Below are 25,730 nucleotides of genomic sequence, written 5' to 3' on the forward strand. Positions count from 1 at the left end.
CGCTACTCGCCGTCAGCGGCTCCCGCGTCGTCGCTCGCTTCCTCGTCGGCGGCGTCGGCATCAGTCTCCTCTTCCGCCTCCTCTTCGGCGTACTTCTCTAAGATCGTCTCGTAGCCGCGCTTGGCGGTCTCGTACGTCTCGCGGAGGTCTGCGACCGGCGTCTCGCTCGCGTCGACCCGGAGGTCGTTGTAGTAGGCGTCGTCCGCGTCTTCCTCCGTGTTCCGGACGAGCAGCGCGGCGGACTGCACTTCGAGGTCCTCCCGCTTGTCGCCGCCCGCGGCGTGGCCCGCGGCGAGGGCGTCGATCAGCCGCTCGGCGAGGGGCGCGTCGCCGTGGGCGTCGGACTCGTAGGCGGCCGCGGTGTCCTCGATCACGTCCTCGCCCGTCAGGAGGTTGCCCGCGACGGTGTAGTTCTGCCCTTCTCGGTGGCCGTACCAGCCGTTACACTCGTCGCCGGAGAACGCGAACGTCCCGTCGGCGTCGACGCCGTGGAGCTGACGCTGGGCGCTCCCCTCGTCGGCGTTCAGGAGCGCTTCCAGCGCGTCGTCGACCGCGAGCCCGTCGCCGAGGTACTCGATCCCCTTCCGCCCCAGCTCGACGTTGACGAGCGACTGGGTCGCCACCGCGCCGTCCGAGGAGGCGAACGGACAGAGCGTGCCGACGCCGGGCAGGCGGGTGGTCACCGCCACGCCGAACCGGATCTGGTCGCCGCCGTCGTCGTCGGTGTACCGCTCGCGAACGCAGATGCTGAACGTCACACGCGTACTGGGGCGGCGGCCCGCAAAAGAGTGGGTTCCGGGGGCGAGCTTTCCGGTTCTCGGGCGGGGGGTGAAACGGACGGCGCGCGCGAGCGATCCGCGAGGGTCCGAGGTCCGCGCCCGCCGTGGATCTCACGAACCCCGGATAAAACCGGCCGACGGACCGTCACCGATCGGGGCGAATCCGGGGACTGCGACGGCGCCGAACGGATCGAGCGGGATGTGAACTGGCGACATACTTATCCGTGCCAATCCCTCCCACATATATAGCCTCGGATACGGGCGAGGCGATCACCGGCACCGACGCGCGCCTCCGACGACGCGCCGCTCGCGGCTCGACGAGTTGCCGACACGCGCACGGAGAGCGACAGCTCCGGCCGTCGCGTCGGACGCCGGCGACGTCGCCTCGCCGTCCGAGCGAACGTGATACGATGGCAGACCGACACACGCTCGAACGGCTCAGCGAGGAGTACCGGACGGAGGTCCCCGACGACCTCAGAGCGGCGCGCTCGTTCGACTGGTACCTCGACGCGCTGTACGGCGACCCCCGGATCGCGCGGAACGCCCACCAGCGCGTCGCGGACATGTTCGACCACTACGGGACGCGCTACGACGAGGAGCGCGGCGTCGTCGAGTACGCGCTCGCCGCCGAGGACCCGCTCCACGACGGCGAGAACGTCTTCTACGGCCGCGAGGTCCACGAGGCGATCCACGAGTTCGTCAACAAGGTGAAGTCCGGGGCCCGCGGGCTCGGCCCCGAGAAGCGGATCAAGCTCCTGCTCGGCCCGGTGGGCTCCGGCAAGTCCCACTTCGACTGGCTCGTGCGCCGCTACTTCGAGGCGTACACCCGCGAGGACGCCGGCCGGATGTACACCTTCCGCTGGGTCGACCTCTGTTCGGTGATCGACGACCAAGACCCGGACGACGACACGGTCCGCTCGCCGATGAGTCAGGACCCGCTCGTCCTCCTCCCGAAGCCGCAGCGGCAGGCGGTGATCGACGACCTCAACGAGCGGCTCGACGCCCCCTACACGCTCCGGAACGACCAGCACCCGGACCCGGCCTCGGAGTTCTACCTGAACGAGCTGCTCGCGCACTACGACGACGACCTGGAGCGCGTCCTCGACGAACACGTCGAGGTCGTCCGGCTCGTCGCCGACGAGAACCGCCGGGAGTGCATCGAGACGTTCGAGCCGAAGGACAAGAAGAACCAGGACGAGACGGAGCTCACCGGCGACGTCAACTACGCGAAGCTCGCGGTGTACGGCGAGTCCGACCCGCGCGCGTTCGACTACGCCGGCGCGTTCTGCAACGCGAACCGCGGGCTCTTCTCCGGCGAGGAGCTGCTGAAGCTCCAGCGGGAGTTCCTCTACGACTTCCTCCACGCCTCCCAAGAGTCGACGATCAAGCCGAAGAACAACCCCCGGATCGACATCGATCAGGTGATCGTCGGCCGGACGAACATGCCGGAGTACCGCGAGAAGACCGGCGACGAGAAGATGGAGGCGTTCAACGACCGCACCAAGCGGATCGACTACCCCTACGTGCTGGAGTACGGGAGCGAGGCGAAGATCTACGAAAAGATGCTCGACAACGCCGACGTGCCCAACGTCCACGTCGAGCCGCACGCCTTAGAGATGGCCGGGCTCTTCGGCGTCTTGACCCGCTTGGAGGAGCCGACCGACGAGACGGTGACGCTCGTGGAGAAGGCGAAGGCGTACAACGGCGAGCTCGAAGACGAGGAGATCGACCGGCGGAAGCTCCGCGAGGACGCCGCCGAGTCCGCCGACGTCGGCGAGGGGATGGACGGCATCTCCGCGCGCTTCGTCGGCGACGAGATCGCCGAGGCGATCATGGACGCCACCCACCGCGAGCGGGGGTACCTCTCGCCGCTGTCCGTTTTCGACCACTTCGAGGCGAACCTCGGCGGGCACGGCTCGATCGCGGCCGAGGACCTCGACCGCTACGAGCGCCTGCTCGACCGCGTCCGCGAGGAGTACCGCGAGCGCGCCATCGAGGACGTGCGCCACGCGTTAGCGTACGACGTGGACGAGCTCCGCCGACAGGGCGAAAAGTACATGGACCACGTGATGGCGTACATCGACGACGACACCGTCGACGACGAGCTGACCGGGCGGGAGACGGAGCCGGACGAGACGTTCTTACGCGCCGTCGAAGAGCAGCTCGACGTGCCCTCCGACCGGAAGGACGACTTTCGACAGGAGGTGTCGAACTGGGTGTCGCGGCGCGCCCGCGAGGGGCGCGGGTTCGACCCGCAGGAGAACGACCGGCTCCGCCGCGCCCTCGAACGGAAGCTGTGGGAGGACAAGAAGCATAACATCAACTTCTCCGCGCTGGTGTCCGCGACCGACCTCGACGACGACGACCGGAGCGACTGGGTCTCGGCCCTGGTCGACCGCGGCTACTCCGAGGACGGCGCCGCCGAGGTGTTGGAGTACGCGGGCGCGGCCGTCGCGCGCTCGGAGATCGAAGACGGCGGTGGGTGAGATGAGCGATCGAACCCGAAACGACGGCGATGGGTTCCTCGACGCCGCCGACGAGGTGCTCCGCGGGGCGTACGACCCGCCGATGAGCCTCGCCGCCTACGTCGACCGCGTGCTGGAGAATCCGACCGCGGCCGCCTCCGGCGCGGGGTACCTCCTCGCGGCCGTGGAGTCGTACGGCACCCGCGAGGTCCGCGAGCGCGGCGAGACGCTCGACCGCTATCGGTTCTTCGACGACCCCGCGAACGACGGCGAACACGCCGTCCTCGGAAACACCCGCGCGCTCAACGGGTTCGTCGACGACCTCCGCGCGGCCGCGACCGGGCGGGGCGGCGACGAGACGATAGTCTGGGTCGACGGGCCGACCGCGACGGGGAAATCGGAGTTCAAGCGGTGCCTGATCAACGGCCTCCGCGCGTTCTCGAAGACGGACGCCGGCCGGCGGTACACCGTCGAGTGGAACGTCGCGGGCGCCGGGGGCGGCGTCGGCGGGGGCGGTGGCGCGGGCGCGGCGTCGCTCTCGTACGGCGACGGCGGCGACGCCGGGGAGTGGTACCGCAGCCCGGTCCAGTCGCACCCGCTGTCCGTCTTCCCCGAGGCGGTCCGGGAGTCGATCGCCGACGCGGTCGACGGCGACGCCTACCCGATCGCCGCCGACGTGGAGCTCGACCCGTTCAGCCGCGAGGCGTACGACCACCTGGAGTCGACCTACCGCGAGCGCGGGCGCCGCGACCTCTTCTCGGCGATCACCGACCGCGACCACCTCCGCGTGACGAGCTACGTCGTCGACGTGGGCAGCGGGATCGGCGTCCTCCACGCCGAGGACGACGGGACCGCGAAGGAGCGGCTCGTCGGCTCGTGGATGGGCGGCATGCTCCGCGAACTCGACTCGCGCGGGCGGAAGAACCCGCAGGCGTTCAGCTACGACGGCGTGCTCTCGCAGGGGAACGGCGTCGCCACGGTCGTCGAGGACGCGAGCCAACACGCCGACCTGCTCCGGCGGCTGCTCAACGTCCCCGACGAGCGCCGCGTGAAGCTCGACAAGGGGATCGGGATGGACGTGGACACCCAGCTGATCGTCATCTCGAACCCCGACCTCGACGCGGAGCTGGACCGGCACGCCGAGCGCGGCGACGCCGACCCGCTGAAGGCGCTGAAGCGCCGGCTCTCGAAACACGAGTTCCGGTACCTCACGAACCGCCGGCTGGAGGCGCGGCTGCTCCGGCGCGAGATCGCCGGCGCGACCGCGGTCGAGGAGTCGGTCGGCGAACCCGCCGAGCCGACCGGCGTCGGTCGGGGAAGCGGGCCCGCAGAGGGGGACCGGGACCCCGGCGCCGCGCCGCTGTCGATCGAGGTCAGAGAGTCCGACGGGAGCCTCGTCGAGCGCGAGCTCGCGCCGCACGCGGTCGGGGCCGCGGCGCTGTACGCGGTCGTCACGCGCCTCGACGCCGAGGACTCGCCGGGCGACCTCGACCTGATCGAGACCGCGGAGCTGTACGAGACGGGCGAGGTCCGGCGCGGCGACGACGCGGTCACCGTCGACGACGTCGCCCTCGCCGAGGGGGACGGCCGCAACGGGATCCCGGTCACCTACGCCCGCGACGCGGTCGCCGACCTGCTCGCGACGACGGCGGACCGGAGCCACCCCGACCTCCCCGTCGAGCGCGTGGTCACCCCGACGGACGTGCTCGACGCGATGGCGGAGGGGCTCGCCGACGCCCCCCTCTTCTCGCGGGCCGAGGCCGCGGAGTTCGAGGGGCGGCGCAGCCCGGTCGCCGAGCGGATCCGCGAGCGCCAGCGCGAGGACGTGGTCGACGCGATCCTCGCCGAGGAGACGGTCCCGACGGAGACGGTCGCCGAGTACGTCGAACACGTGTACGCGTGGGACGAGGACGACCCGACCGACCGCGAGCGCGAGGACGCGGCGCCGGACCCGCTCGCGATGAAGGTGTTCGAGACGGAGACGCTCGGGCGGTTCGACGAGAGCGACTACCGCGGGACCGACCCGGGCCGCGACGTCGAGCGGTTCCGGCGCGAGCGGGTGATCCGCGGGCTCACGCGGTACGCGTGGCGCAACCGCGGCGAGGAGTTCAGCGTCGACGACGTGGAGCTCGCGGAAGTGCCCGAGCTGAAGGCGGTGATCGACGCGAACGATCTCGCCGACGTGAAGCGGCGATTCCCCGACCTCGACCCCGCCGCGTGGGCCGACCCGCCCGCCGATACCGAGACGGAACGGGTGAAGGCCGACACGATCGACCGACTGTGCGAGCGGGGGTACAGCCGCGCGTCCGCGGAGCTGACGAGCCGCGCGGTGATGGAGGACGTGCGCGAGGAGTGGCCCGACGTCGACGCCGGCCGCGCCGGCGACGACGGGGATGACGGCGGCGCCGACCGGAACGGGGGTGGTGACCCGTGGGACTGACCGAGGACCGCGAGCGGTTCCGCGAGGTGGGCGAGAGCCGGCGGGAGGACCTCGCGGAGTTCATCAGCCGCGGCGACCTCGGCGGCTCCGACGCCGACCGGGTCAAGATTCCGGTGAAGGTGGTCGACCTCCCCGCGTTCGAGTACGACCAGCGCTCCGCCGGCGGGGTGGGACAGGGCGGCGACGGCCAGCCGCAGCCCGGCCAGCCGGTCGACCCCGAGCCGGGCGACGGCGACGAGGAGGGCGACCCCGGCGAGGAGGGCGGCGACCACGAGTACTACGAGATGGACCCCGAGGAGTTCGCCAAGGAGCTCGACGAGGCGCTCGGGCTCGACCTCGAACCGAAGGGGAAGCGGGTGATCGAGGAGGTGGAGGGCGACTTCACCGACACCGCCCGCGCGGGGCCGCGGGGGGCCCTCGACGTCGACGAGTTCTTCAAGCGCGGGCTGAAGCGCCACCTCGCGACCGACTTTGACGAGGCGTACGTCCGCGAGGGGCTGTTCGTCGCGGGCGCCGACGTCGACGACGTCTTCGCGTGGGCGCGCGAGCAGGGGATCCCGGTCTCCCGCGCGTGGGTCGCCGACGCGGCGGCGACGCTCGAAGGCGAGCGGGGCGAGCCGGTGGCGGCGCTCGACCGCTGGGAGAGCTTCGACGCGCTCGACGCCGAGGTCGACCGCGAGCCCGTCACCCACCGGATCCGCCGGGAGGGGCTCGACAGCGTCCCGTTCCGCCGGGAGGACGAGCGGTTCCGCCACCCGGAGGTGATAGAGAAGCGCGAGCGCAACGTCGTCGTGATCAACGTGCGCGACGCCTCCGGCTCGATGCGCGAGACGAAGCGGGAGCTCGTCGAGCGCGTGTTCACCCCGATGGACTGGTACCTCACCGGGAAGTACGACGCCGCCGAGTTCCGGTACGTCGTCCACGACGCGGAGGCGTGGGAGGTCGACCGGGAGGAGTTCTTCGGGATCCAGTCCGGCGGCGGCACCCGGATCTCCAGCGCGTACGACCTCGTGGAGGAGATCCTCGAGGAGTACCCGTACGGCGAGTGGAACCGGTACGTGTTCGCCGCTGGCGACTCCGAGAACGCCGGCAGCGACACCACCGAGCGCGTGATCCCGAAGATGGAGTCGATCGACGCCAACCTCCACGCGTACGTGGAGACCCAGCCCGGCGACGGCGCGGCGAACGCCCGCCACGCCGACGAACTCGAGGAGGCGTTCGGCGACGCCGACGACGTGGCGGTCGCGCGCGTCTCCGAGCCGGACGACGTGACGGACGCCATCTACGAGATCCTCAGCACCGAGTCGTCGGGCGACGGATCCGGGACCGCCGACGGCCGTGCGACGGGACGCGCGGACGGGGGTGAGCGGCGATGAGAGACGACCGGATCGAGGCGAAACGGGAGGCCGAGTCGCTCGACGAGCCGGCCCGCGAGGCGCGCGACCTCGCCGAGCGGCTCGGGCTGGCGCCGTACCCGGTGCGCTACTGGGTGGTCGACCACGACCAGATGAACGAGCTGATCGCCTACGGCGGCTTCCAGCGCCGGTACCCCCACTGGCGGTGGGGGATGAACTACGAGCGGCAGTCGAAGTTGGACCGCCACGGGCTGGGGAAGGCGTTCGAGATCGTCAACAACGATGACCCCGCGCACGCGTTCCTCCAGGAGTCGAACTCGACGGCCGACCAGAAGGCCGTCATCACCCACGTGGAGGCGCACGCCGACTTCTTCGCGAACAACGAGTGGTTCGGGCTGTACGCCGACCGCGGCGAGGGCGGCCCGAACGCGGCGGCGCGGCTGGAGCGCAACGCCGACCGGATCGCGGCGATCGCCGAGCGGACGGACGTCGACCGCGACGAGGTGGAGCGGCTGATCGACGCCGTGACCGCGTTAGAGGACACGATCGACCAGCACAGCCCGGTCGACGCCGCCCGGTCGGTCGAGGAGCCCGGCGTCGCGGCCGACGTGAGCGACGGTGACGACGACCCGCTCGCGGCGATCGAAGAACGGATCGACGAGCTCGACCTCTCCGAGGAGGTGCGCCGCGACGTGTTCGACGACGAGTGGCTGGAGGCGCGCGGCGAGGGCGTCGAGCCCGAGGAGCCGCGCCCGGACGTGCTCGCGTTCCTGCGCGACCACGGGAAGCGGTACGACTCCGACAGCGGGAAGGCGGTCGACCGCGAGCCGTGGGAGACCACCGTCATCGACGCGATCCGCGAGGAGGCATATTATTTTGCGGGACAGAAACAAACGAAGGTGATGAACGAGGGATGGGCCTGTGTCGCACCCGAAACTCCCGTCTTCACCGAGGGGGGACTCCTCCCGATGCGCGAGGTCGTTGATGATCTTCCCGCCGTATCGGACGGTGACGGGGCACAAGCCGTCTACGACTCCAACGTCATTTCGGATCACGACACCGTTTCGATCGAAACTCGACGCGGCTTCGAACTACGCGGCTCCGACAACCACCGGATCCGGAAACCAGACGGTTCGTGGGTCGAGCTACGAGATATCTCGAAAGGCGACAAGATCGAGATATCAGGTGGAGACGGTCTCTGGCCGACGAGTTACGTCGACGTCGACTGGCAGAACCCGGAACACACTACGCTCAACGACGTGGCCGCCGAGGCGGGCGTCTCGATCTGGACAGTTATGCGCTATCGTAAGACGGGGCGTGCGGAAAAGTCCGAGGCCATCGAGAGAGCATTTGCGTCGTACGATGGGGAGAATCAGAGCGTCGCGAAGAGCGATGTCATCGCAGTTCCCGATCAAGTGTCCGAGAAACTCGGACGGTTTCTCGGATTACTGGTCGGAGACGGACACGTTTCGGAAGCGTCCGGACAGGTCGGATTTACATCCGGCTCGAAGGCCAAAGCGGAGGAGTTCGCCGGATTGGCTGACGAACTGTTCGGTATCTCTCCGACCGTCTCCGAAGACGGGGCTCGATGGCGGACGTACATTTACTCCGCGAATCTGGTTCGACTGCTCACGGAGTGGTTCGATCTGCGAACGGGTGCCGCCGACAAGGTCGTCCCGAAGCCAGTCCTTCGCTCGCCGAAAACGGTCGTGAGCGAATTCCTTAGAGGGTTGTTCGATGCTGACGGATACGCCGGGGACCAGGGGGTGATACTCAGCAGCAAGAGCGAATCGGTCTCGAAGGTCGTACAGTTACTGCTGACAAACTTCGATATTATCTCACGCCGTCGAGAGCAGTCCGACGGCTGTTTCCACGTACATCTGACCGGCAAGTCCGCCGATCGATTCCATACGGAGATTGGGTTCGGCTACTCCTCTAAGGACGAAGCACTCGAGAGGTATGTCGACGAACTCGCGTGGTTCGAAACCGAAGAGTGGACTGACGAGGTCGTAAGCGTCGAAGAGGGAACCGGAGACGTATACGACATCTCCGTGGAGGAAACTCACCGATACGTGGGTGCCGGATTCATCAATCACAACTCGTACTGGGAGTCGATGATGATGGGCGGCGAGGGGTTCGCCGGCCCCGACGAGTTCCTCACGTACGCCGACCACATGTCCCGGGTGCTCGGCTCGCCCGGGCTCAACCCGTACAAGCTCGGCTTCGAGCTGTGGACGCACGTGGAGCTGCGGGCCGCCCGCCGGGAGGTGACCGACAAGCTGCTCCGCGTCGAGGGGGTGACCCCCGAGAACTTCCACTCACGGGTCGACCTCGACGAGGTCGCCGACCTGCTCGAACCCCACCCCGCAATCGCGGGCGCCGGCCCGGCGACGCTGGACGAGCTCGCCGACATGGCCGCCGACGGCGACCCGCGCGTCGACGCCGAGGCGGTCGACCGGGCGCTGTCCGCTCGGGAGGACTCCGCCAGCGGCGGTCCCGGCGAGGGCGAGACGGGCGGCGACAAGATCGACATCGAGCGCTACCCGTGGAAGCTGCTCACGCGCGAGGGGCTCGCCGAGCGCCACTACGTCCTCTCGCGGCCGGAACACCGGGGTGCCCTCCGGAACGTCTCCCGCGAGGCGCTCGAAGAGCAGGCGCGGTACCTGTTCGACGTGGACCGGTACGAGACGGTCGCGGCGGCGATCGACGACGTCGACCGCGCGGCCGGCTGGGACCGCATGTTCGAGGCCCGCGAGAGCCACAACGACGTGACGTTCATCGACGCGTTCCTCACGGACGAGTTCGTCCGCGAGGGGAACTACTTCACCTACGAGTACAGCCGGGCCACCGAGGAGCACCGCGTCGCCAGCGTCGACGCCGACGACGTCCGGAAGAAGCTGCTCCTCCGGTTCACGAACTTCGGGAAGCCGACAATCGTCGTGTTGGACGGGAACTTCCGGAACCGCGGCGAGCTCCTCCTGGGCCACCGGTACAACGGCGTCGAACTCGACGAGGAGCGCGCGAAGGCGACCCTGAAGCGCGTCTTCGAGCTGTGGGGGCGCCCGGTGAACCTCGCGACGATCCGCGTCGAGTACGACGACGGCGAGATCCGGCGCGCCAAGCGGCGCGGCGAGGAACCCGAGGGCACCGAGGTCGGCGTGCGGTTCCAGTACGACGGCGGCGAGGTGACGGAACACGACCTCGACGCCGAGACCGAAGCCCGGATCGCGGCCGACGACGTCGACTACGACACGAAGCCCGACGACTGGCTGGCGTGAGCCGGACGGGACCGCCGACGGCTTCGACGGCCTCCGCCCGTCGGACCCGCACTTATCCCCGTCCGGCGACAACGACCGACATGGACGCTCCGGAGACGGAGGCGGCCGAGCCCGAGGCCGACCGGTCGAGGTCGCTGCCGGACGGGACGTCGCTCGCCTTCGCGGACCGGGATCCGACGGCGCTCGACGACGCGACTGAGCTGTACCTCCTGGACCGGCACGCCGCCGGGGACGGCACCGTCCGGATCCAACTGATCGGCTGGGAACGCGACGGCGACGCGGTCCGCGTCGCGTACGCGCTCCCGACGGGCGAGCGCCTGTGCGACCGGTACCGCTGGCCGACCGCGGGCCGGTACGACGAGAGCGACTTCCTCGCGCTGGTCCGCGGACTCGGCTATCCACCGGGCGCCGCCGACCTCGTCGCGGGGGAGTACGCCCGGGCGCGGAACGAGAACGGCCGCTGGCGGATCGTGACCGGGCGAGGCTCGGGAGCGGGGAGAGACGCCACCGTCGAGAGCGGCGCGGAGGGCAACCGAGAGGCCGAGAGCCCGCCGGACGGACGGGCCGCGGCGCTAGACAGCACGGCCGGACTCGGGCGGTTCGTGCGTGGCGCCGACCCAATGGCTGCGGGGAGCGCGTCGGTCGCCCTGTTCGTCCTCGCGGTCGGCGTCCCGGCGATGCTGGCGACGCTGACGGGGGGACTCACGGCCGCGGCGACCGCGATCGGGACCGTGCTGTTCGCCACGGCGGTAACGACGCTGTGGCTGTCGGTCGCGGCGGCGTGAGCGGCGACCGGCGGCCGGGGCCGGGAGGCGGCTACGCGAGCGCGGCGACCAGCTCCGACACGGCCGCGACCTCCTCGTCGTTGATCCCGTGGCCCATCCCCTCGTAGATCCGCTCGTCGACATCGGCGCCGAGCGCCTCCAGCACCGCGGTCGTCTCGTGGACCCGTTCCTCGGGAATGTGCGGGTCGACGTCGCTACAGCCGACGAACGCGGGCGTGCCGGCGAGCGGGCCGTCGCCGTCAGCCGACTCATCCGCCGCGTCGCCGCCCGCGAGGTAGTCGTCGACGTCGACCGACTCGCCGATCAGCCCGCCGCTGAAGACGGCGAGCCCGCCGTAGCGGGTCGGGTTGCGGGCGACGAACTCGCTCGCGAGGCAGGCGCCCTGCGAGAAGCCGCCGACGAGGACGCGGTCGCGTGCGATCCCGGCGTCGACCGCGCGGTCGACCGCGGCGCCGACCGCCCGGAGCCCGGAACTCCGACCCGGCTCGTTGTCTTCGACCGGGGCGAGGAAGGAGTTCGGATACCAGGTGTTGCCGGCCGCCGCGGGCGCGAGTAGTGAGAGACCGGAGGTCTCTCCGACAGCCGGCGGTGAAGCCGCCGGCGAGAGCGCGACGTCGCGGTCGCCGGCCAGCTGCTCGCCGAGGTCGACGACGCTCCGAGCGGTCGCGCCGCGGCCGTGGACGAGCACGAGCGCCGCGTCGGCGTCGTCGAGCGGCGTCCCGGCCGTGACCAGCGGCTCGTCGCCGTGCGGGTCCTCGCCCGTGTGCGGTCCCGGAGCGCGGTCGGCCATCTCAGACCCCCACGCCGGCGTCGGCGTCGGGCAGGTCGTGTTTGTTCACGGGGAGGCCGAGCTCTTCGAGGGCCCCCTCCATGTGGCGGTCCTGCGCGAAGTCGGCGCCGTCCTCCTCGCGGAGCCGCTGCGCGGTCGCGAGCACCTCTCCCTTGCGGTCGTCGGGGATCTCGTACTTGTCCGCCGACAGCTCGATGACGAGCCCGTTGTTGTCCTGCGTGTAAATCGAGTGGAAGATGCCGCGGTCGAACACGTTGTACCCCTTGCCGGCGTCTTCGAGCGCCGCCATGATATCCTCGTACTCGTCGGGTTCGACGCTGAAACACAGGTGGTGGACGGCGCCCGTGTTGACGCGCTGTCCGCGCGCGGACGCCCGCTCGTCGCTCACGAACACCGTGAGGATCCGGCCGTCGCCGGTGTCGAAGAAGAGGTGCGTCTGCGAGGGGTCGTCGAGGTTCGGCTGCCGCAACACGAGCGGCATCCCGAGCAGGTCGCGGTAAAAGGCGAGCGTGTCCTCCTCGTTGCTCCCCCAGACCGTGATGTGGTCGGTGCCGCTGGTGTGGAACGGTGCGTCCGGGAGCTCCGACGTGACCGGAGCCGGCTTCTCGTCGCTCATACCGACCGAAAGGCGACCGAGCCGTATAAAAACGAGAGGGACAGGACGGTGACCGGCTGACACCGGTGTTATCTGGCCGACCTCCACCGAGGAGGTTGCCGTCGGACTCCGCTCGGCAGCACCGTCACCGCTGCCAGACGGGTGGCGCGACGCCGAGCGTCCGAACGACGACGGGATACGCGACGGCGATGGCCAAGACGATCAGCAGCGACGCCGCGAGCCCGAGTCCGCCGAGGACGCGCTCGACGACCGCCAGCGCGGCGAACATGGCGACGAACATCACCGCCCAGTGGGGCGCGAGCTGTCGCACCTTCTCCGTTGCCGAACTCATGGTCGCGATAGCGGTCCCGACGGGTAGTGACTGTCGGTAGAACTCGGGTAGCGGAGCGGAACCGAACGAAAACGCCGGTCGGCGGTCAGTATCGCGACGGGATGAACGCCATCCCGGCGAGCATGATCGACGACAGGACCGAGAGGACGAGAACGCGCGAGAGACCGCTGTTGTACTGGTTGTACCGCTCTATCTCGGAGACCTGCGCCTCGTACGCCTCGATGTCGGTCGACATCCGAAGCGTCGACGCGTCGGGGAAGTGCGCGACGTACTCCGTGTCGCCGATCGTCACCGTCGACTGCTGGGCGAGCTCGACCGTCTCCGTCTCGGTGGTCTCCCACACGAGGACGGCCCCGTCGGCCGTCACGTCGTCGACCGTGACCGTCTGCCCGTCGTACCCGAGCGTCTCGCCCGTCGCGTACGACCGCTCTTCGGGCGCGGGGAAGTACTCGTCGACGGGCACCAGCGTCCGGTCGCCGTTCTCGTCGGTCACTGCGACGTACTCGCCGTCCTCAAGAGTGACCGTCTCGTTTTCGGCCGCGTCGTCGGCCTCGAGGATCGCCTGCCGGTCGAGCACCTCGACGAGCGTGAACTCGGTGGCGTTCTCCCCGGGGATCTCGACGCGCCACTCGCTGTCGTCGACCGAGACGGTCGACCCGTTCGCCCAGGTTTCGGAGGTCTCCGCCGTGAACTCGCGTTCGAGCGTCCCCGAGATGACCGTCTGGCCATCGTCGTTCTCGCTTTCAGAGATGGCGGCCACGACGTACGTCTCGCCGCCGACATCGATCGACTCGTTCACTGAGGCGTCGACTTCCGGGTTTTCGAGCGCTATCTCCGGACTCTCGGCCGTCGCGGTCAGCGCGCCCGCCACGCCCGCGACGGCGAGGAACAGCGCGACAAACACGGCCACAGCGCGTCGTTGCATAGTTCACGCATGGGTCACCCGGTGTTTAACGGTTACTAAGCGGGCCAGTTCGTGGGACCGACCGACCGGTCCGTATCGAAGAGAACCGAAGCCAAGGGCCGGATTTGAACCGGCGTTGGGCGGCTCTGCAGGCCGCTGCGTCTGACCAGACTCTGCCACCTTGGCGCCAGCCGAACGTACCGCTGTCGAGCGTTTAAGTTTAGCGGTCGGATGCGAGCGCGGCAGCTCTCCGTGTATGAAAAAAGCCCACGGACGCGCTGTCCGTGGGCTTGGTGGGAAGTATCCCGTATGAGTGGGTAGGCGGCGACCCGTGGTTCCCAGAGGATCGCTCACTCCAGTACTTCACGGTACGCTGGTGGGCTTAACTTCCGTGTTCGGAATGGGTACGGGTGTGTCTCCACCGCTCTGGCCGCCTTCATGCCGACTCTCGGAGTCGAACCGAGACTCGCTGTATCCGCTACAGCAAGACCCCTGTGTCGGTCTGGTTCGATACCAACCGTGTAAATCGTGCGATCCAGATACCGCCTGAACTCATGCGAGTCGTGGCGCGTCAGCGCCAATGAATGTGGCTCGGTCTGTTAGTTCTCGTGGGCTTAACACCTCGTTGCCTCGGTGCGTACACCCCGAGTCTATCGAACTCGTCTTCTACGAGTGACCTCTGTGGTACCTCTTTTCCATGTGGGTTTCGAGCTTAGATGCGTTCAGCTCTTACCCCGTGTCGCGTGGCTACTCGGCATCTGCCCTTCCGGACAACCGATACACCAGTGGCGACCAAACGTAGTTCCTCTCGTACTATACGTTCGTTCACGTCAGGTACCTCACACCCCCAATAGATAGCAGCCGACCTGTCTCACGACGGTCTAAACCCAGCTCACGACCTCCTTTAATAGGCGAACAACCTCACCCTTGCCCGCGTCTGCACGGGCAGGATGGAGGGAACCGACATCGAGGTAGCAAGCCACTCGGTCGATATGTGCTCTTGCGAGTGACGACTCTGTTATCCCTAAGGTAGCTTTTCTGTCATCTACGGGTCCCATTCCGGAACCTCGTAGGTTCGCTAGACCACGCTTTCGCGTCAGCGTTCCTCGTTGGGAAGAACACTGTCAGACCATCTTGTGCTCTTGCGCTCTTCGCCGGATTCCCGACCCGGCTGAGATGATCTTCGGGCGCGCTCGATATCTTTTCGAGCGCGTACCGCCCCAGTCAAACTGCCCGGCTACCGGTGTACTCCTCCCGGAGTGAGAGTCGCAGTCACCGACGGGTAGTATTTCAATGCTGTCTCGGTGGCGTGCTAGCGCACGTACCTGTGTAACGACTCCTACCTATGCTGCACATCGGCGACCACGTCTCAGCGACAGCCTGCAGTAAAGCTCTATAGGGTCTTCGCTTCCCCTTGGGGGTCTCCAGACTCCGCACTGGAACGTACAGTTCACCGGGTCCAACGTTGGGACAGTGGCGCTCTCGTTTATCCATTCATGCAAGCCGCTACTGAAGCGGCAAGGTACTACGCTACCTTAAGAGGGTCATAGTTACCCCCGCCGTTGACGGGTCCTTCGTCCTCTTGTACGAGGTGTTCAGATACCCGCACTGGGCAGGATTCAGTGACCGTACGAGTCCTTGCGGATTTGCGGTCACCTGTGTTGTTACTAGACAGTCGGAGCGCCCGAGTCACTGCGACCTGCTCCGTCGAGAGCAGGCATCCCTTCTTCCGAAGGTACGGGACTAACTTGCCGAATTCCCTAACGTCGGTTCTCCCGACAGGCCTTGCCTTGCGCTGGCAGAGCACCTGTGTCGGATCTCGGTACGGACATCATGCTTGCCTTTTCACGGGCCCTATGTACGGCTGACTTTCGCTATTTCGCGTTTCGCTCGCTTCGTGCCGTGACGGCGTCCACGAGTTTCCACGATTCGACCGGGCGAGTGCCCGGCTCAGCGTTCCACACGGCGTCGGCGTTTACTGCACGATGGCGCTGGAATATTAACCAGCTTCCCGTCGGTGTAGTCAAGTTGTGGTACACCTTAGGACCGGCTAACCCTCGGCTGAACGGCAGTGCCGAGGAACCCTTGCTCTTCAGGCCGTCGAGGTTCTCACCCGACTATCGCTGCTACTGTGACCAGGATTGTCGTTACTGGACGGTCCACACGAGCTCTCGCCCGGGCTTCCGTCCGACCAGTACGCCAACCTACGCGGTTGCCCCTGTCAAGGGCACGGCCAGGTCTCGGTGGTAGATTTGAGCCCCGATCATTTTGGGCGCCTCAAACCTCGGCCGGTAAGCTGTTACGCTTTTCTTAGCGGGTAGCTGCTTCTAAGCTCACCTCCCGGCTGTTTAGGGCTTGAGACCACCTTCGAATCGCACTTAATCTACACTTTGGGACCTTAACCCGGCTCTGGGTTGTTCCCCTCACGGTACACAGGCTTACCCCGCGCACCGGACTCCCTTCGTCTACGGCGCCTGCGGGTTTGGAGTTCGACAGGATGGCCGACTCCTCTCGGAGGCGGGTCATCCAATCGGTAGCTCTACCCCGCGGGCTACCTCAGAAGAGGTCATGCTTCGACATGTTTCGGTTGGAACCAGCTGTTGCCAGGCTCGATGGGCCTTTCACCCCTACACACGAGTCACGAGAGGGTATTGTAGAACACCAACTCTAACAGGCCTCCACGTGGCTTTCGCCACGCTTCACCTTGCTCGCGCGTAGATCGCCTGGTTTCGGGTCGCACCCGATTGACTCCCCGCGCTTGAACACGGTGGCCCTCGCACGAATGTGCTGCGGCCGTATCGGTTTCCCTGCGCCTTCCCCGGTTCACGGGTTAGACTCGCCAATCAAGTGCACTCCCTGGGTCGTTTTTCAAAACGCACGACACGACGCCGGCTCGATTCTCTTCCTACTGGAGGATCGCTCCTCGGTCGTTTTGAGAATCGCCTTGTACGCCCTGTCGCTCGATCGCCAGCTGATTTCAGGCCCTATTGCACCGCCCTTCTCGGGGTGCTTTTCAGCGTTCGCTCACGCTACTTGTTCGCTATCGGTCTCGAGGAGTGTTTAGCCTTCTCAGGGGATGCCTGAGATGTTCACAGAGGATATCCGACCCCTGCTACTCTGGATTTGACGCCATCTGTACTGACTCATCTTACGGGGTTGTCACCCTGTTTCACGCTCCGTTCCAGGAGACTTCAGATGAGTTGTCGAGATTTGGTTGTCAACCCGAACACCACATTGGTCCGAAGACCTTCGGTTTGGGCTGTGTCGCGTTCACTCGCGGTTACTGACGACATCGCTGTTGCGTTCTTTTCCTGCCCTTACTGAGATGTTTCAATTCAGGGCGTTCCCTATTGCGCGTGGCAATTGTTGAACGGATTCCGATTGGGAGATCTCGTGTTCTTTCCCTCCATGCGGGTCCCACGAGCTTTTCGCAGCTTGGCACGTCCGTCGTCGGCTCTCGAGCCGAGCCATTCACCAGCTGGCACAGTAGCCAGTAGTGTGTCAGCCAACTCTCCAGAAGAGAGTGCTGACGGTGTCAAGTGACATAGTGTCACCCGACTGTATATGGTTCACTGACGTTCCACGAACTCGGATGAGTTCAGTGGACGTCTGGATCGCACGTATACACGGTTGTCATTGAATCGCCCCGGGTGTGACGGGGCGTTCGTCGAACCCTTCCCATCCGCGGTTTCCCGGGATGGTGCATCGGTCGTCGTGTCCGAACCGAGTCGCGTCTCCCACTTAAGGGGACGGATTCGCTTCGGACGGACATGGACTCACTGGGATTCGAACCCAGGGCATCCTCCTTGCAAGGGAGGCACTCTACCGCTGAGCTATGAGCCCACCTTCCCTCTCGGGAAGGTTCTCGCGTGTTGTGTGAGCCGTGGTCGTTCTAAAGTGTCCAAGCCGGTGGGTGGGCGGACGGGACACAGTCCAATGCGAATGAGTAGTGACCGTCGTGGTGACGGTCGTAAGGTGAGCTCGCCCAGGGGGCGAGTCTCGGGTCGGTGGAGGTGATCCAGCCGCAGATTCCCCTACGGCTACCTTGTTACGACTTAAGCCCCCTTGCGAAGCCCAGATTCGACGTTCGTGGAACGCCTCATCCGGACCTCACTCGGGTGCTTTGACGGGCGGTGTGTGCAAGGAGCAGGGACGTATTCACCGCGCGCTTGTGACACGCGATTACTACCGAATCCAGCTTCATGTGGGCGAGTTGCAGCCCACAATCCGAACTACGATCGAGTTTCTGAGATTACCGTCTCCTTTCGGAGTTGGAACCCTTTGTCTCGACCATTGTAGCCCGCGTGTTGCCCAGCACATTCGGGGCATACTGACCTACCGTTGCCCGTTCCTTCCTCCGTGTTAGCCACGGCGGTCCCCCTACTGTCCCCAGCTACCTCGCGGTACTGCTGGCAAGTAAGGGTGCGGGTCTCGCTCGTTGCCTGACTTAACAGGACGCCTCACGGTACGAGCTGACGGCGGCCATGCACCTCCTCTCTGAGGCTCGGATAAGGTCATCAACCTGATCGTCATTACCACAGTCGATGCTGGTGAGATGTCCGGCGTTGAGTCCAATTAAACCGCAGGCTCCTCCGGTTGTAGTGCTCCCCCGCCAATTCCTTTAAGTTTCATCCTTGCGGACGTACTTCCCAGGCGGTCTGCTTAGCGGCTTCCCTACGGCACAGCACCCACTCGTAGTGGGAGCCACACCTAGCAGACATTGTTTACGGCCAGGACTACCCGGGTATCTAATCCGGTTCGAGACCCTGGCTTTCGTCCCTCACTGTCGGATCCGTTCTCGCGACGTGCTTTCGCCATCGGCGGTCCGTCCAGGATTACGGGATTTCACTCCTACCCCGGACGTACCCGTCGCGCCTTCCGGTCCCAAGCCACGCAGTTTCTACCGGGCGCCCACCTGTTGAGCAGGTGGATTTCCCGATGGACTTGCGCGGCCAGCTACGGACGCTTTAGGCCCAATAAGATCGGCCATCACTTGGGCTGCCGGTATTACCGCGGCGGCTGGCACCGGTCTTGCCCAGCCCTTATTCTGGTACCACCTTACGGTACCGAAAAGCACAGGCGCTATGCCTGTGCACTTGGGATCCCCCTATCGCACTGTCGTGCAGTGTAAAGGTTTCGCGCCTGCTGCGCCCCGTAGGGCCCGGAATCTTGTCTCAGATTCCGTCTCCGGGTTCTCACTCTCATGACCCGTACCGATTATTGGCACGGTGGGCCGTTACCCCACCGTCTACCTAATCGGCCGCAGCCACATCCTTCGGCGCCGGAGCGTTTGACATACCACTCATTCCAGTGGTGGTATGAGATACACTATTAGCCTCAGTTTCCCGAGGGTATCGTGTTCCGAAGGGTAGTTTGGCCACGTGTTACTGAGCTATTCGCCACGAGTCTGAACTCGTGCGACTAGCATGGCTAAATCGGATCCCAATAGCAATGGCCTCCGGCAGGATCAACCGGAATGTAATTCCTTCGAGCCTGATTCCCGGCTCGAAGGGGGTGTTGGCGGGTGTCAATCTCGTCGAAGACGAGGGTTGACACACCATTGCATTGGTCTGTGTGGTGTCCGGGCCACCCAACGGCTTGGATGACACCGAACGACCACGGCTCACATCAGATCACCGCTTACGCCGGAGCGCAGGGGGCGTGATCCTCATCCTTCGCGGACCTGAACGTACCGGGCGACGGGTCATAAACCCATCGGAACGGTACGGGTCCAGCGAAACCGGGCCGGGTTGAACGGCCCGAGTCCGCGATGCGTTCTTCGCATTTCTTCGAATGCCCGGGTTGTACTTAACCCCGTCGAACTACCGGCGCCACGTCATGCGATTTCATGCCGGGAGAAACGGGACAACTGACCGGATCGAGTCGAACCGGAGACGAGCCTACCCGGGATGGTATCTCTGTCGGGACAGGGTGATCAACTCCGTGACGTTCCGGTCGGTCGACAGCGAAAACAAGAGATCGGGACCGGGGCGCCCGAGGACTACTCGTCGTCGAGATACTCGATGCCCTGCTTCGAGACGTTCGCCTTGGTGATGTCGTCGAGGTCGTTGAGCCAGAAGTCGTCGTCCGCGTCGTCGACCTCAGGAGCGCCGTCCTTCCAGGCCCACCCCTCGTACTCGTGGACCTTCTGGGTCCCCTTCTCCCGAAGACGGAGCGTCGTTCGCTCCGCCTCCTCCTCGGAGGGTGCCGGCTCGAGGGTTCGAGCCGCTTTGAGCGCCGCCTGACGCGGCATGTTTCCCGAGAACTCGCTCGGTTCCGATCCGTCTTCCTCTCGCAGGGCAAAGTTTCGCTTACCGTCTTCACGTACCATGGTTTTGCCTCCGTGTGACTCCAGCACACAGTGTGTAATAAATATATCGGGGAAATGAAAGCTGTGCGCCACAACTTTTATATATCACCTCGGTAGCGGCTGGCGATTTAGGCCATCAAAGCGGGAGCAAAACGGTCGATCTGCGGCGATTCGCGGAGCGTTCAGCGCGCGCGACACGTCGATTCGAAGTTCGCGTGTCGATTCCGACCCCCGAGCCACCGGCGGATCGGACTCGTATTCTCGGTTTTCGTACGCACGCGCGATCAGCCGGAGCCCGAGTACGCGTAAACAACACTTATGTGTCTGCTATGGCGAAGGGCGACAAGCACACCCGCGATGGTCCGCAAAAAGAAGCTCAGCCCCAGTGGCGCCAAGGACGACGACGGGGAGTACCACAACGTCCACGTGAACCTCCACGAAGACGAACTCGCCGTCGCCGGCATGGAGATCGGCGACGAGGTGTTCGTTCGAGTCCGAGACGGGAAGATAATCATCCAGAAGGCGGACGCCAACCCGGAGCAGCTCGAACACGACTTCTGACGCGGACCGCGGGAGTCCCACGTATTTTCGACGCCGAGCGACCGCCGCGCGGGCCGCGGTCGGCGGATTGATTGTCGCTCGTGACGAGTCCCACACGATGGGCGCGTACGACCTGTTGAAACCAGCACTGTTCCGGCTGCCGCCGGAGACCGCGCACCGACTGATCCACCGACTGCTCGGCGGCGTCCAGGGGACGCCCGTCGCTGACGCGCTCGCCGAGCGGTACGCGGTCGACGACGAGCGGCTCGCGGTCGAGGCGTTCGAGTCGGCGTTCCCGAACCCCGTGGGCGTCGCGGCCGGGTTCGACAAGAACGCGCACGTGCCGCGGGCGCTGGCGTCGCTCGGGTTCGGGCACGTCGAAGTGGGCGGCGTCACCGCCGAGCGACAGCCCGGAAACCCGCGTCCGCGACTGTTCCGACTGAAGGAGGACAAGGCGCTCGTCAACCGGATGGGGTTCAACAACGAGGGCGCCGACCGGGTGGGCGAACGGCTCGACCGCGACCCACTCCCCGAGGTGCCGGTGGGGATCAACATCGGGAAGTCGAAGTCGACGCCGCTGGCCGAGGCCCCCGACGACTACCTGTACACGTACGAGCGCGTCGCGGACGCGGGCGACTACTTCGTCGTCAACGTCTCCAGCCCGAACACCCCGGGCCTCCGCGAGCTCCAGAACCGCGAGGCCTTAGAGCGCATCCTCGGGACGCTCGCCGACGCCGGCGCGGATCCGCTGCTCGTGAAGCTCTCGCCGGACCTCCCGGAGCCGGCGGTCGAGGACGCGCTCGGCGTCGTCGACGACCTCGACCTCGACGGGGTCATCGCGACCAACACGACGACCTCCCGACCGGACTCGCTGCGGAGCCACAGCCGGGCCGAGCGCGGCGGCCTCTCGGGGAAGCCGATCGAGTCGCTCGCCACGGAGCGAGTCCGGTTCGTCGCGGCGCGAACGGACGTGCCGGTGATCGGCGTGGGCGGGGTCACCGACGCGGCGGGCGCCTACGAGAAGATACGGGCGGGCGCCTCGCTCGTCCAGCTGTACACGGGGCTCGTCTACGAGGGGCCGGGACTCGCGCGCGACATCAACGAGGGGCTCCTCGAACTGCTCGAACGGGACGGCTTCGACTCGGTCGACGAGGCCGTCGGCGCGGACCTGTGACCGAGTCAGAAAGCGGAAAATCGGAGTCTACGCGTCGTTTCGGACGATGACGACGACGTCGTCCGCCTGAAGCAGCTCGCCCTCGCCCCGATACTGCCGCTCCTCCTCGACCGCGAACTCGTCGCCGACGAGCGTGACGCCCGCGACGTGAAGCTCGTCGCCGTCGATCTCGTACTCCCCCTGCGCGAGGGCGGCCTCGATGTCGCCGACCTGGTCGCCGTACTTCGGGCCGACCGTGGCGTAGTCGAGGTCGATCCCCGTGACCACCGTCTCGACGGGCGCGTCGCCGTCGGGGTGGACCGCGAGGTCGTCGACGTGCATCACGCCGGTGATGTCGTCCTCGAACCCGCGCACGTCGGCGTACACCTCCACCGCGTCGAGCGCGGCGGTGAGCGGGAGCTGGTTCTCGCTCTTGTACTTCCGGAGGGCGCCGACGACGGCCGTGGCGGCGGTCCCGGCGTCGCGGTCGGCCTCGACGCCCAGCGGCTCGGGCCAGTCCGCGAGGTGGATCGAGTCGCCCGCGCCGTCTGCGAGGGCGGTCCCGGCGGTCGCGTCGGCGTCCGCGGCGGTCGCATCGGAACCCGCGGCGGCCACGTCCGCGACGGCGTCCGCGTACATGTCGTGCCACAGCTCCTCGGTGACGTGCGCGAGGAGGGGCGCGAACAGCTTCAGGAACCGGCGGTGCGCGGTCCGGAGCGTGTACGCGGCCGGGTCGTCCTCGCGCTGTTTGGCGATCTCGAGGTAGTCGTCGCAGAACGTGTTCCAGAAGAAGCTCCGGAGCTCGTCGCGCGCCTTCGAGAACGCGCGGTCGTCGAGCAGCTCTGTGAGCCGCTCGACCTCGGCGTCGAGCTCGGCGAGCAGCCACCGGTCGAGCTCGCGGAGTCCCCCCTCGGGCTCGGCCGGGAACGGTTCCGGCGCGAGCGACTCGACGAGCTTCGAGGCGTTCCACAGCTTCCGGATCAGCTTCTCGCCCGCGCGGAGGTCCTTCTCCTTGAACGGGAAGTCGTCGCCGACGGCGGTGCCGGCCGCCCAGTAGCGCGTGGCGTCGACCGGGAACTCCTCGAGGACTTCCTCCGGCTCGACGACGTTGCCGACGGACTTCGACATCTTCTCGCGGTTCTCGTCGAGGACGTGCCCGTTGATCATCGTCTCCTCGAACGGGACCTCCCCGGTGTGCTCGTAACACTTGACGAGGGTGTGGAACAGCCAGAAGCTGATGATGTCGTGGCCCTGCGGTCGGAGGTCGAACCGGTACAGCTCCGGGCGCTCCATCGTGAACTCCTCGGCCTCCTCGTCCCAGTCCCAGCCGGCGTTGATCAGCGGGGTGAGGCTGGAGGTGGCCCACGTGTCGAGCACGTCGTCCTCGGGCTCGAACCCGTCGTGCCCGCACTCGGGACACGCGTCGACCGGCGGGTCGTCCGAGAGCGGGTCGACGGGCAGGTCGGCCTTCTCGGCGATGACCTCCTCGCCGCAGTCGTCGCAGTACCACACAGGGAACGGGATGCCCGAGGAGCGCTGGCGGGAGATGAGCCAGTCCCACTGGAGCCCCTCGACCCAGTGCTCGTACCGGGTGAACATCTTCTCGGGGGACCACTCCATCTTCCGGCCGATCTCGAGGTACTCGTCCGTCTTGTCGAGCATCTCGACGTACCACTGCTCGGTGACGAGGAACTCGACGCTCGTCCCGCAGCGCTCGTGGACGTTGACGGTGTGGGTGATGTCGCGGCGGTCTAAGAGCGCGCCCGCCTCGTCGAGGTCCTCGACGATGGCCTCGCCGGCCTCGTCGGCGTGGAGCCCCTCGTACCCCTCGGCGACGTCGGTCATGTGGCCGGACTCGTCGATGGCGACCCGGAGGTCGAGGTCGTGGACCTGGTACCACTCGATGTCGTTTTTGTCGCCGAACGTACAGCACATCACGATGCCCGAGCCCGTCTCCCTGTCGACGCGCTCGTCCGCGATGATGGGCACCTCGTGGCCGAACAGCGGGACCTCGGCGGACTCCCCGACGAGGTCCTGGTTCTCGTCGTCGTCCGGGTGGACGAAGACGGCGACGCAGGCCGGGAGAAGTTCCGGGCGCGTCGTCGAGATGACGAACTCCTCGGGGTCGTCGCCGTCGCCGTCGTCGCCGCTCCCGGCGACGGTGAAGGCGATGTCGTTGAAGTGGCTGCCCTGCTCGTCGTCCTCGGTCTCGACCTGCGAGATGGCGGTCTCGCACTCGGGGCACCAGATCGCGGGCGCCTTCTCGCGGTACTCGCGGCCCTGGTCGTAGAGGTCGACGAAGGAGAGCTGGGAGACGCGCTGGACGCGCGGCTCGATCGTCTGGTAGGTGTGGTCCCAGTCGACGGACACCCCGAGCGACTGGACGTTCTCGGTGAACTGCTCCTCGTAGTTCGCGCACACCTCCCGGCACTTCCGTTGGAACTCGCGCCGCTCGAATTCCTGATGGCGGACCCCGAGCTCGTCCTCCGTCAGGCGCTCGGAGGCGATGCCGTTGTCGTCGTAGCCGAACGGGAAGAACGTCTCCCCGCCGTTCATGCGCTCGAAGCGCGCGACGAAGTCCTGGAGGGTGAACCCGTACAGGTGGCCCATGTGGAGGCTCCCCGATACCGTCGGCGGGGGCGTGTCGATGGAGAAGACGGTGTTCGGATCGACCGGGTCGTCGGCGGAGTAGGCGTACGTCTCCTCGTCGACCCAGCGCCGCTGCCAGCGCGGCTCGACGGCGTCGGGGTCGTACTCACCACTGGGCATTTCGGTCACACGTTCCGCCGGTTCCCCCTTAACGGACTCGGTTGTGTGGGGCGGCTTTGCGCGGTCGAGCGCGGAGGCGTGCGCGAATGAGCGCAGCCGCGCGGTCAGACCGTGTCGTCGAGGTCGTGTTCGGCCGCCATCTTCGACGCCTCGGACGCGAACCGCTCGACCTCGTCCGCCGGGCTCTCGCCCAGCGCGCTCTCGTCGACCTCGCGGCCCGCGGTGATCCCGTCGCCCGTGACGAGCCGCTGCTCGGCCAGCTCCTTCGTGTGCATCCGCTCGCCGTCCTCCGTGGCGTAGGTGAGCCGCACGAGCCCCTTCGAGTCGAACTGCCGGTCGACGAGCCAGACGGTGGGCATGGGCGAGGATCGGTCCCTGCGAGATTTAAAAAGGGCGGTCGACGCGTGCGAGACCGGTAGTACGTCTCGCGATTGACTGACAAACCGAATGCGGTGGCGCGTGCCTGCGAGCGGCCGGAGCGAAGCGGAGGCCGTGAGTCGCACGCGCGAGGGACGCGGTGAGTGAGGGGCGACCGGAGGGAGCCCCGAGCGAGCCGCGAGGCTGGGGAGGCGTGAGGTGCGGTGTGGGGCGGGACTCAAAGGGGCGGTCGGGAGGCGGGCACAGGCGTTCACGAGAGCAAAGCTCTCGTGAGCCAATCAGAACGCTTTGCGTTCTGATGACGACGCAAGCACCGCAGGGAGCGAGCAGCGCGAGCGACTGAGGAGCGCAGCGAGCGTGTGCCCGCCTCCCGGCCGGGGCTTTGGGGCGGTTCTCCGGTGGTCTGTCGGCGAGTCTAAATCGACCAGACTCTCACACCTCTCGTCGCCACGGCTTTGTATCGGCTCGCCGAACCGGTGGTCATGTACGTCGAGTTCGACCGCGACACCTGCGTCGGGATGTACCAGTGCGTCGCCGAGTGGGACGCCTTCGAGAAGAACCTGAACGACGGGAAGGCCGATTTAAAAGGGAGCGAGGAGGAAGAAGACGACCTGTTCGTCGTCGAGGTGCCCGACGGCGAGGAGTTCGACGCGAAGTTCGCGGCGCGCGTCTGCCCGGTCGACGCCATCGAAGTGTACGACGACGACGGCGAACAGGTGGTGTAGACGGATCGTGACGATTGGGGTTCCGTTTATAAATAGCCGTCTGCGGGCCGAACGAGAACGCCATCAAAGCCCCAGCCGTGAGGGCTCGCGCGCCTCGCTGCGCGCCTCGTTC

16 protein-coding genes, 2 tRNA genes and 3 rRNA genes are annotated in these 25,730 nt (G+C 66.7%); 8 read left to right on the top strand and 13 right to left on the bottom strand.

The annotated features are described in order from the left end of the window. Positions 1–2: 2 nt before the first annotated feature. Positions 3–758, bottom strand: coding sequence for a DUF1028 domain-containing protein (locus CPZ01_RS07740; RefSeq protein WP_096394190.1), 756 nt, complete (start codon positions 756–758; stop codon positions 3–5). Between the two features lie 431 nt (positions 759–1,189). Here CPZ01_RS07740 and CPZ01_RS07745 point away from each other — a divergent pair, with 431 nt between their 5' ends. The 5 genes from CPZ01_RS07745 (at position 1,190) to CPZ01_RS07765 (ending at position 11,102) form a co-directional block, all read left to right on the top strand. Continuing rightward, the gene (locus CPZ01_RS07745) at positions 1,190–3,265 is read left to right on the top strand and encodes a PrkA family serine protein kinase (protein WP_096394191.1); all 2,076 of its coding nucleotides are present in this window, start codon (positions 1,190–1,192) and stop codon (positions 3,263–3,265) included. A gap of 1 nt (position 3,266) precedes the next feature. Next, a complete protein-coding gene (locus tag CPZ01_RS07750) occupies positions 3,267–5,684 on the top strand; it encodes a kinase anchor protein (RefSeq protein WP_096394192.1) in 2,418 nt (805 codons plus the stop codon). After that, a complete protein-coding gene (locus tag CPZ01_RS07755) occupies positions 5,675–7,060 on the top strand; it encodes a DUF444 family protein (protein ID WP_096394193.1) in 1,386 nt (461 codons plus the stop codon). Before CPZ01_RS07750 ends, CPZ01_RS07755 begins: the two co-directional genes overlap by 10 nt. Continuing rightward, complete coding sequence (locus CPZ01_RS15615) at positions 7,057–10,317, top strand: SpoVR family protein (protein WP_096394194.1); 3,261 nt, start codon at positions 7,057–7,059, stop codon at positions 10,315–10,317. The genes CPZ01_RS07755 and CPZ01_RS15615 overlap by 4 nt, the downstream gene beginning before the upstream one ends. 80 nt (positions 10,318–10,397) lie before the next feature. After that, entirely contained in the window at positions 10,398–11,102 is a 705-nt protein-coding gene (locus CPZ01_RS07765) for a hypothetical protein (RefSeq protein WP_096394195.1), read from the top strand. A gap of 31 nt (positions 11,103–11,133) precedes the next feature. Here the strand turns inward: CPZ01_RS07765 and CPZ01_RS07770 are convergent, their stop codons facing one another. The 10 genes from CPZ01_RS07770 to CPZ01_RS07820 form a co-directional block, all read right to left on the bottom strand. Beyond that, entirely contained in the window at positions 11,134–11,892 is a 759-nt protein-coding gene (locus tag CPZ01_RS07770; RefSeq protein WP_096394196.1) for an alpha/beta hydrolase, read from the bottom strand. Position 11,893: 1 nt separating this feature from the next. After that, positions 11,894–12,508: a VOC family protein gene (locus CPZ01_RS07775; RefSeq protein ID WP_096394197.1), complete on the bottom strand. Its 615-nt coding sequence runs from the start codon at positions 12,506–12,508 to the stop codon at positions 11,894–11,896. A gap of 124 nt (positions 12,509–12,632) precedes the next feature. Then, positions 12,633–12,839, bottom strand: coding sequence for a hypothetical protein (locus CPZ01_RS07780; protein WP_096394198.1), 207 nt, complete (start codon positions 12,837–12,839; stop codon positions 12,633–12,635). Positions 12,840–12,924: 85 nt separating this feature from the next. After that, a complete protein-coding gene (locus tag CPZ01_RS07785) occupies positions 12,925–13,749 on the bottom strand; it encodes a hypothetical protein (protein ID WP_096396195.1) in 825 nt (274 codons plus the stop codon). 104 nt (positions 13,750–13,853) lie between these two features. Continuing rightward, positions 13,854–13,929, bottom strand: a tRNA-Cys gene (locus CPZ01_RS07790). 130 nt (positions 13,930–14,059) lie between these two features. Continuing rightward, positions 14,060–14,181 (bottom strand): 5S ribosomal RNA (rrf, locus tag CPZ01_RS07795). A 143-nt stretch (positions 14,182–14,324) separates the two neighbouring features. Next, positions 14,325–17,242, bottom strand: a 23S ribosomal RNA gene (locus CPZ01_RS07800). Positions 17,243–17,514: 272 nt separating this feature from the next. Beyond that, positions 17,515–17,586, bottom strand: a tRNA-Ala gene (locus tag CPZ01_RS07805). A gap of 165 nt (positions 17,587–17,751) precedes the next feature. Next, positions 17,752–19,221: ribosomal RNA gene (locus CPZ01_RS07810) — 16S ribosomal RNA — on the bottom strand. The 16S, 23S and 5S rRNA genes sit together here with 2 tRNA genes alongside, the layout of an rRNA operon. Before the next feature lie 523 nt (positions 19,222–19,744). Beyond that, the gene (locus CPZ01_RS07820) at positions 19,745–20,074 is read right to left on the bottom strand and encodes a non-histone chromosomal MC1 family protein (RefSeq protein ID WP_044965795.1); all 330 of its coding nucleotides are present in this window, start codon (positions 20,072–20,074) and stop codon (positions 19,745–19,747) included. A gap of 336 nt (positions 20,075–20,410) precedes the next feature. Here CPZ01_RS07820 and CPZ01_RS07825 point away from each other — a divergent pair, with 336 nt between their 5' ends. After that, positions 20,411–20,614 carry a hypothetical protein gene (locus CPZ01_RS07825; RefSeq protein WP_004599199.1) on the top strand — a complete coding sequence of 68 codons (204 nt, stop codon included), beginning with the start codon at positions 20,411–20,413 and terminating at the stop codon, positions 20,612–20,614. A 97-nt stretch (positions 20,615–20,711) separates the two neighbouring features. Further along, positions 20,712–21,767, top strand: coding sequence for a quinone-dependent dihydroorotate dehydrogenase (locus CPZ01_RS07830; RefSeq protein ID WP_096394200.1), 1,056 nt, complete (start codon positions 20,712–20,714; stop codon positions 21,765–21,767). A 27-nt stretch (positions 21,768–21,794) separates the two neighbouring features. Here the strand turns inward: CPZ01_RS07830 and CPZ01_RS07835 are convergent, their stop codons facing one another. Together CPZ01_RS07835 and CPZ01_RS07840 are read right to left on the bottom strand one after the other, a co-directional pair. Further along, the gene (locus CPZ01_RS07835; RefSeq protein WP_096394201.1) at positions 21,795–24,515 is read right to left on the bottom strand and encodes a valine--tRNA ligase; all 2,721 of its coding nucleotides are present in this window, start codon (positions 24,513–24,515) and stop codon (positions 21,795–21,797) included. Between the two features lie 104 nt (positions 24,516–24,619). After that, a complete protein-coding gene (locus tag CPZ01_RS07840; RefSeq protein WP_096394202.1) occupies positions 24,620–24,874 on the bottom strand; it encodes a hypothetical protein in 255 nt (84 codons plus the stop codon). Between the two features lie 501 nt (positions 24,875–25,375). Here CPZ01_RS07840 and CPZ01_RS07845 point away from each other — a divergent pair. Next, on the top strand, positions 25,376–25,618 hold the full coding sequence (locus tag CPZ01_RS07845) for a ferredoxin (protein WP_096394203.1): 243 nt from the start codon (positions 25,376–25,378) through the stop codon (positions 25,616–25,618). Positions 25,619–25,730: the final 112 nt, after the last annotated feature.

It is taken from the genome of Halorubrum trapanicum, from assembly GCF_002355655.1.
Lineage (GTDB): Archaea > Halobacteriota > Halobacteria > Halobacteriales > Haloferacaceae > Halorubrum > Halorubrum trapanicum_A.

Coding starts and splice junctions, on each gene's coding strand:
- CPZ01_RS07750 (WP_096394192.1), top strand. CDS start 3,267: ATGAGCGATCGAACCCGAAACGACGGCGATGGGTTCCTCGACGCCGCC.
- CPZ01_RS07845 (WP_096394203.1), top strand. CDS start 25,376: ATGTACGTCGAGTTCGACCGCGACACCTGCGTCGGGATGTACCAGTGC.
- CPZ01_RS07770 (WP_096394196.1), bottom strand. CDS start 11,892: ATGGCCGACCGCGCTCCGGGACCGCACACGGGCGAGGACCCGCACGGC.
- CPZ01_RS07840 (WP_096394202.1), bottom strand. CDS start 24,874: ATGCCCACCGTCTGGCTCGTCGACCGGCAGTTCGACTCGAAGGGGCTC.
- CPZ01_RS07765 (WP_096394195.1), top strand. CDS start 10,398: ATGGACGCTCCGGAGACGGAGGCGGCCGAGCCCGAGGCCGACCGGTCG.
- CPZ01_RS07775 (WP_096394197.1), bottom strand. CDS start 12,508: ATGAGCGACGAGAAGCCGGCTCCGGTCACGTCGGAGCTCCCGGACGCA.
- CPZ01_RS07835 (WP_096394201.1), bottom strand. CDS start 24,515: ATGCCCAGTGGTGAGTACGACCCCGACGCCGTCGAGCCGCGCTGGCAG.
- CPZ01_RS07820 (WP_044965795.1), bottom strand. CDS start 20,074: ATGGTACGTGAAGACGGTAAGCGAAACTTTGCCCTGCGAGAGGAAGAC.
- CPZ01_RS07745 (WP_096394191.1), top strand. CDS start 1,190: ATGGCAGACCGACACACGCTCGAACGGCTCAGCGAGGAGTACCGGACG.
- CPZ01_RS07780 (WP_096394198.1), bottom strand. CDS start 12,839: ATGAGTTCGGCAACGGAGAAGGTGCGACAGCTCGCGCCCCACTGGGCG.
- CPZ01_RS15615 (WP_096394194.1), top strand. CDS start 7,057: ATGAGAGACGACCGGATCGAGGCGAAACGGGAGGCCGAGTCGCTCGAC.
- CPZ01_RS07830 (WP_096394200.1), top strand. CDS start 20,712: ATGGGCGCGTACGACCTGTTGAAACCAGCACTGTTCCGGCTGCCGCCG.
- CPZ01_RS07825 (WP_004599199.1), top strand. CDS start 20,411: ATGGTCCGCAAAAAGAAGCTCAGCCCCAGTGGCGCCAAGGACGACGAC.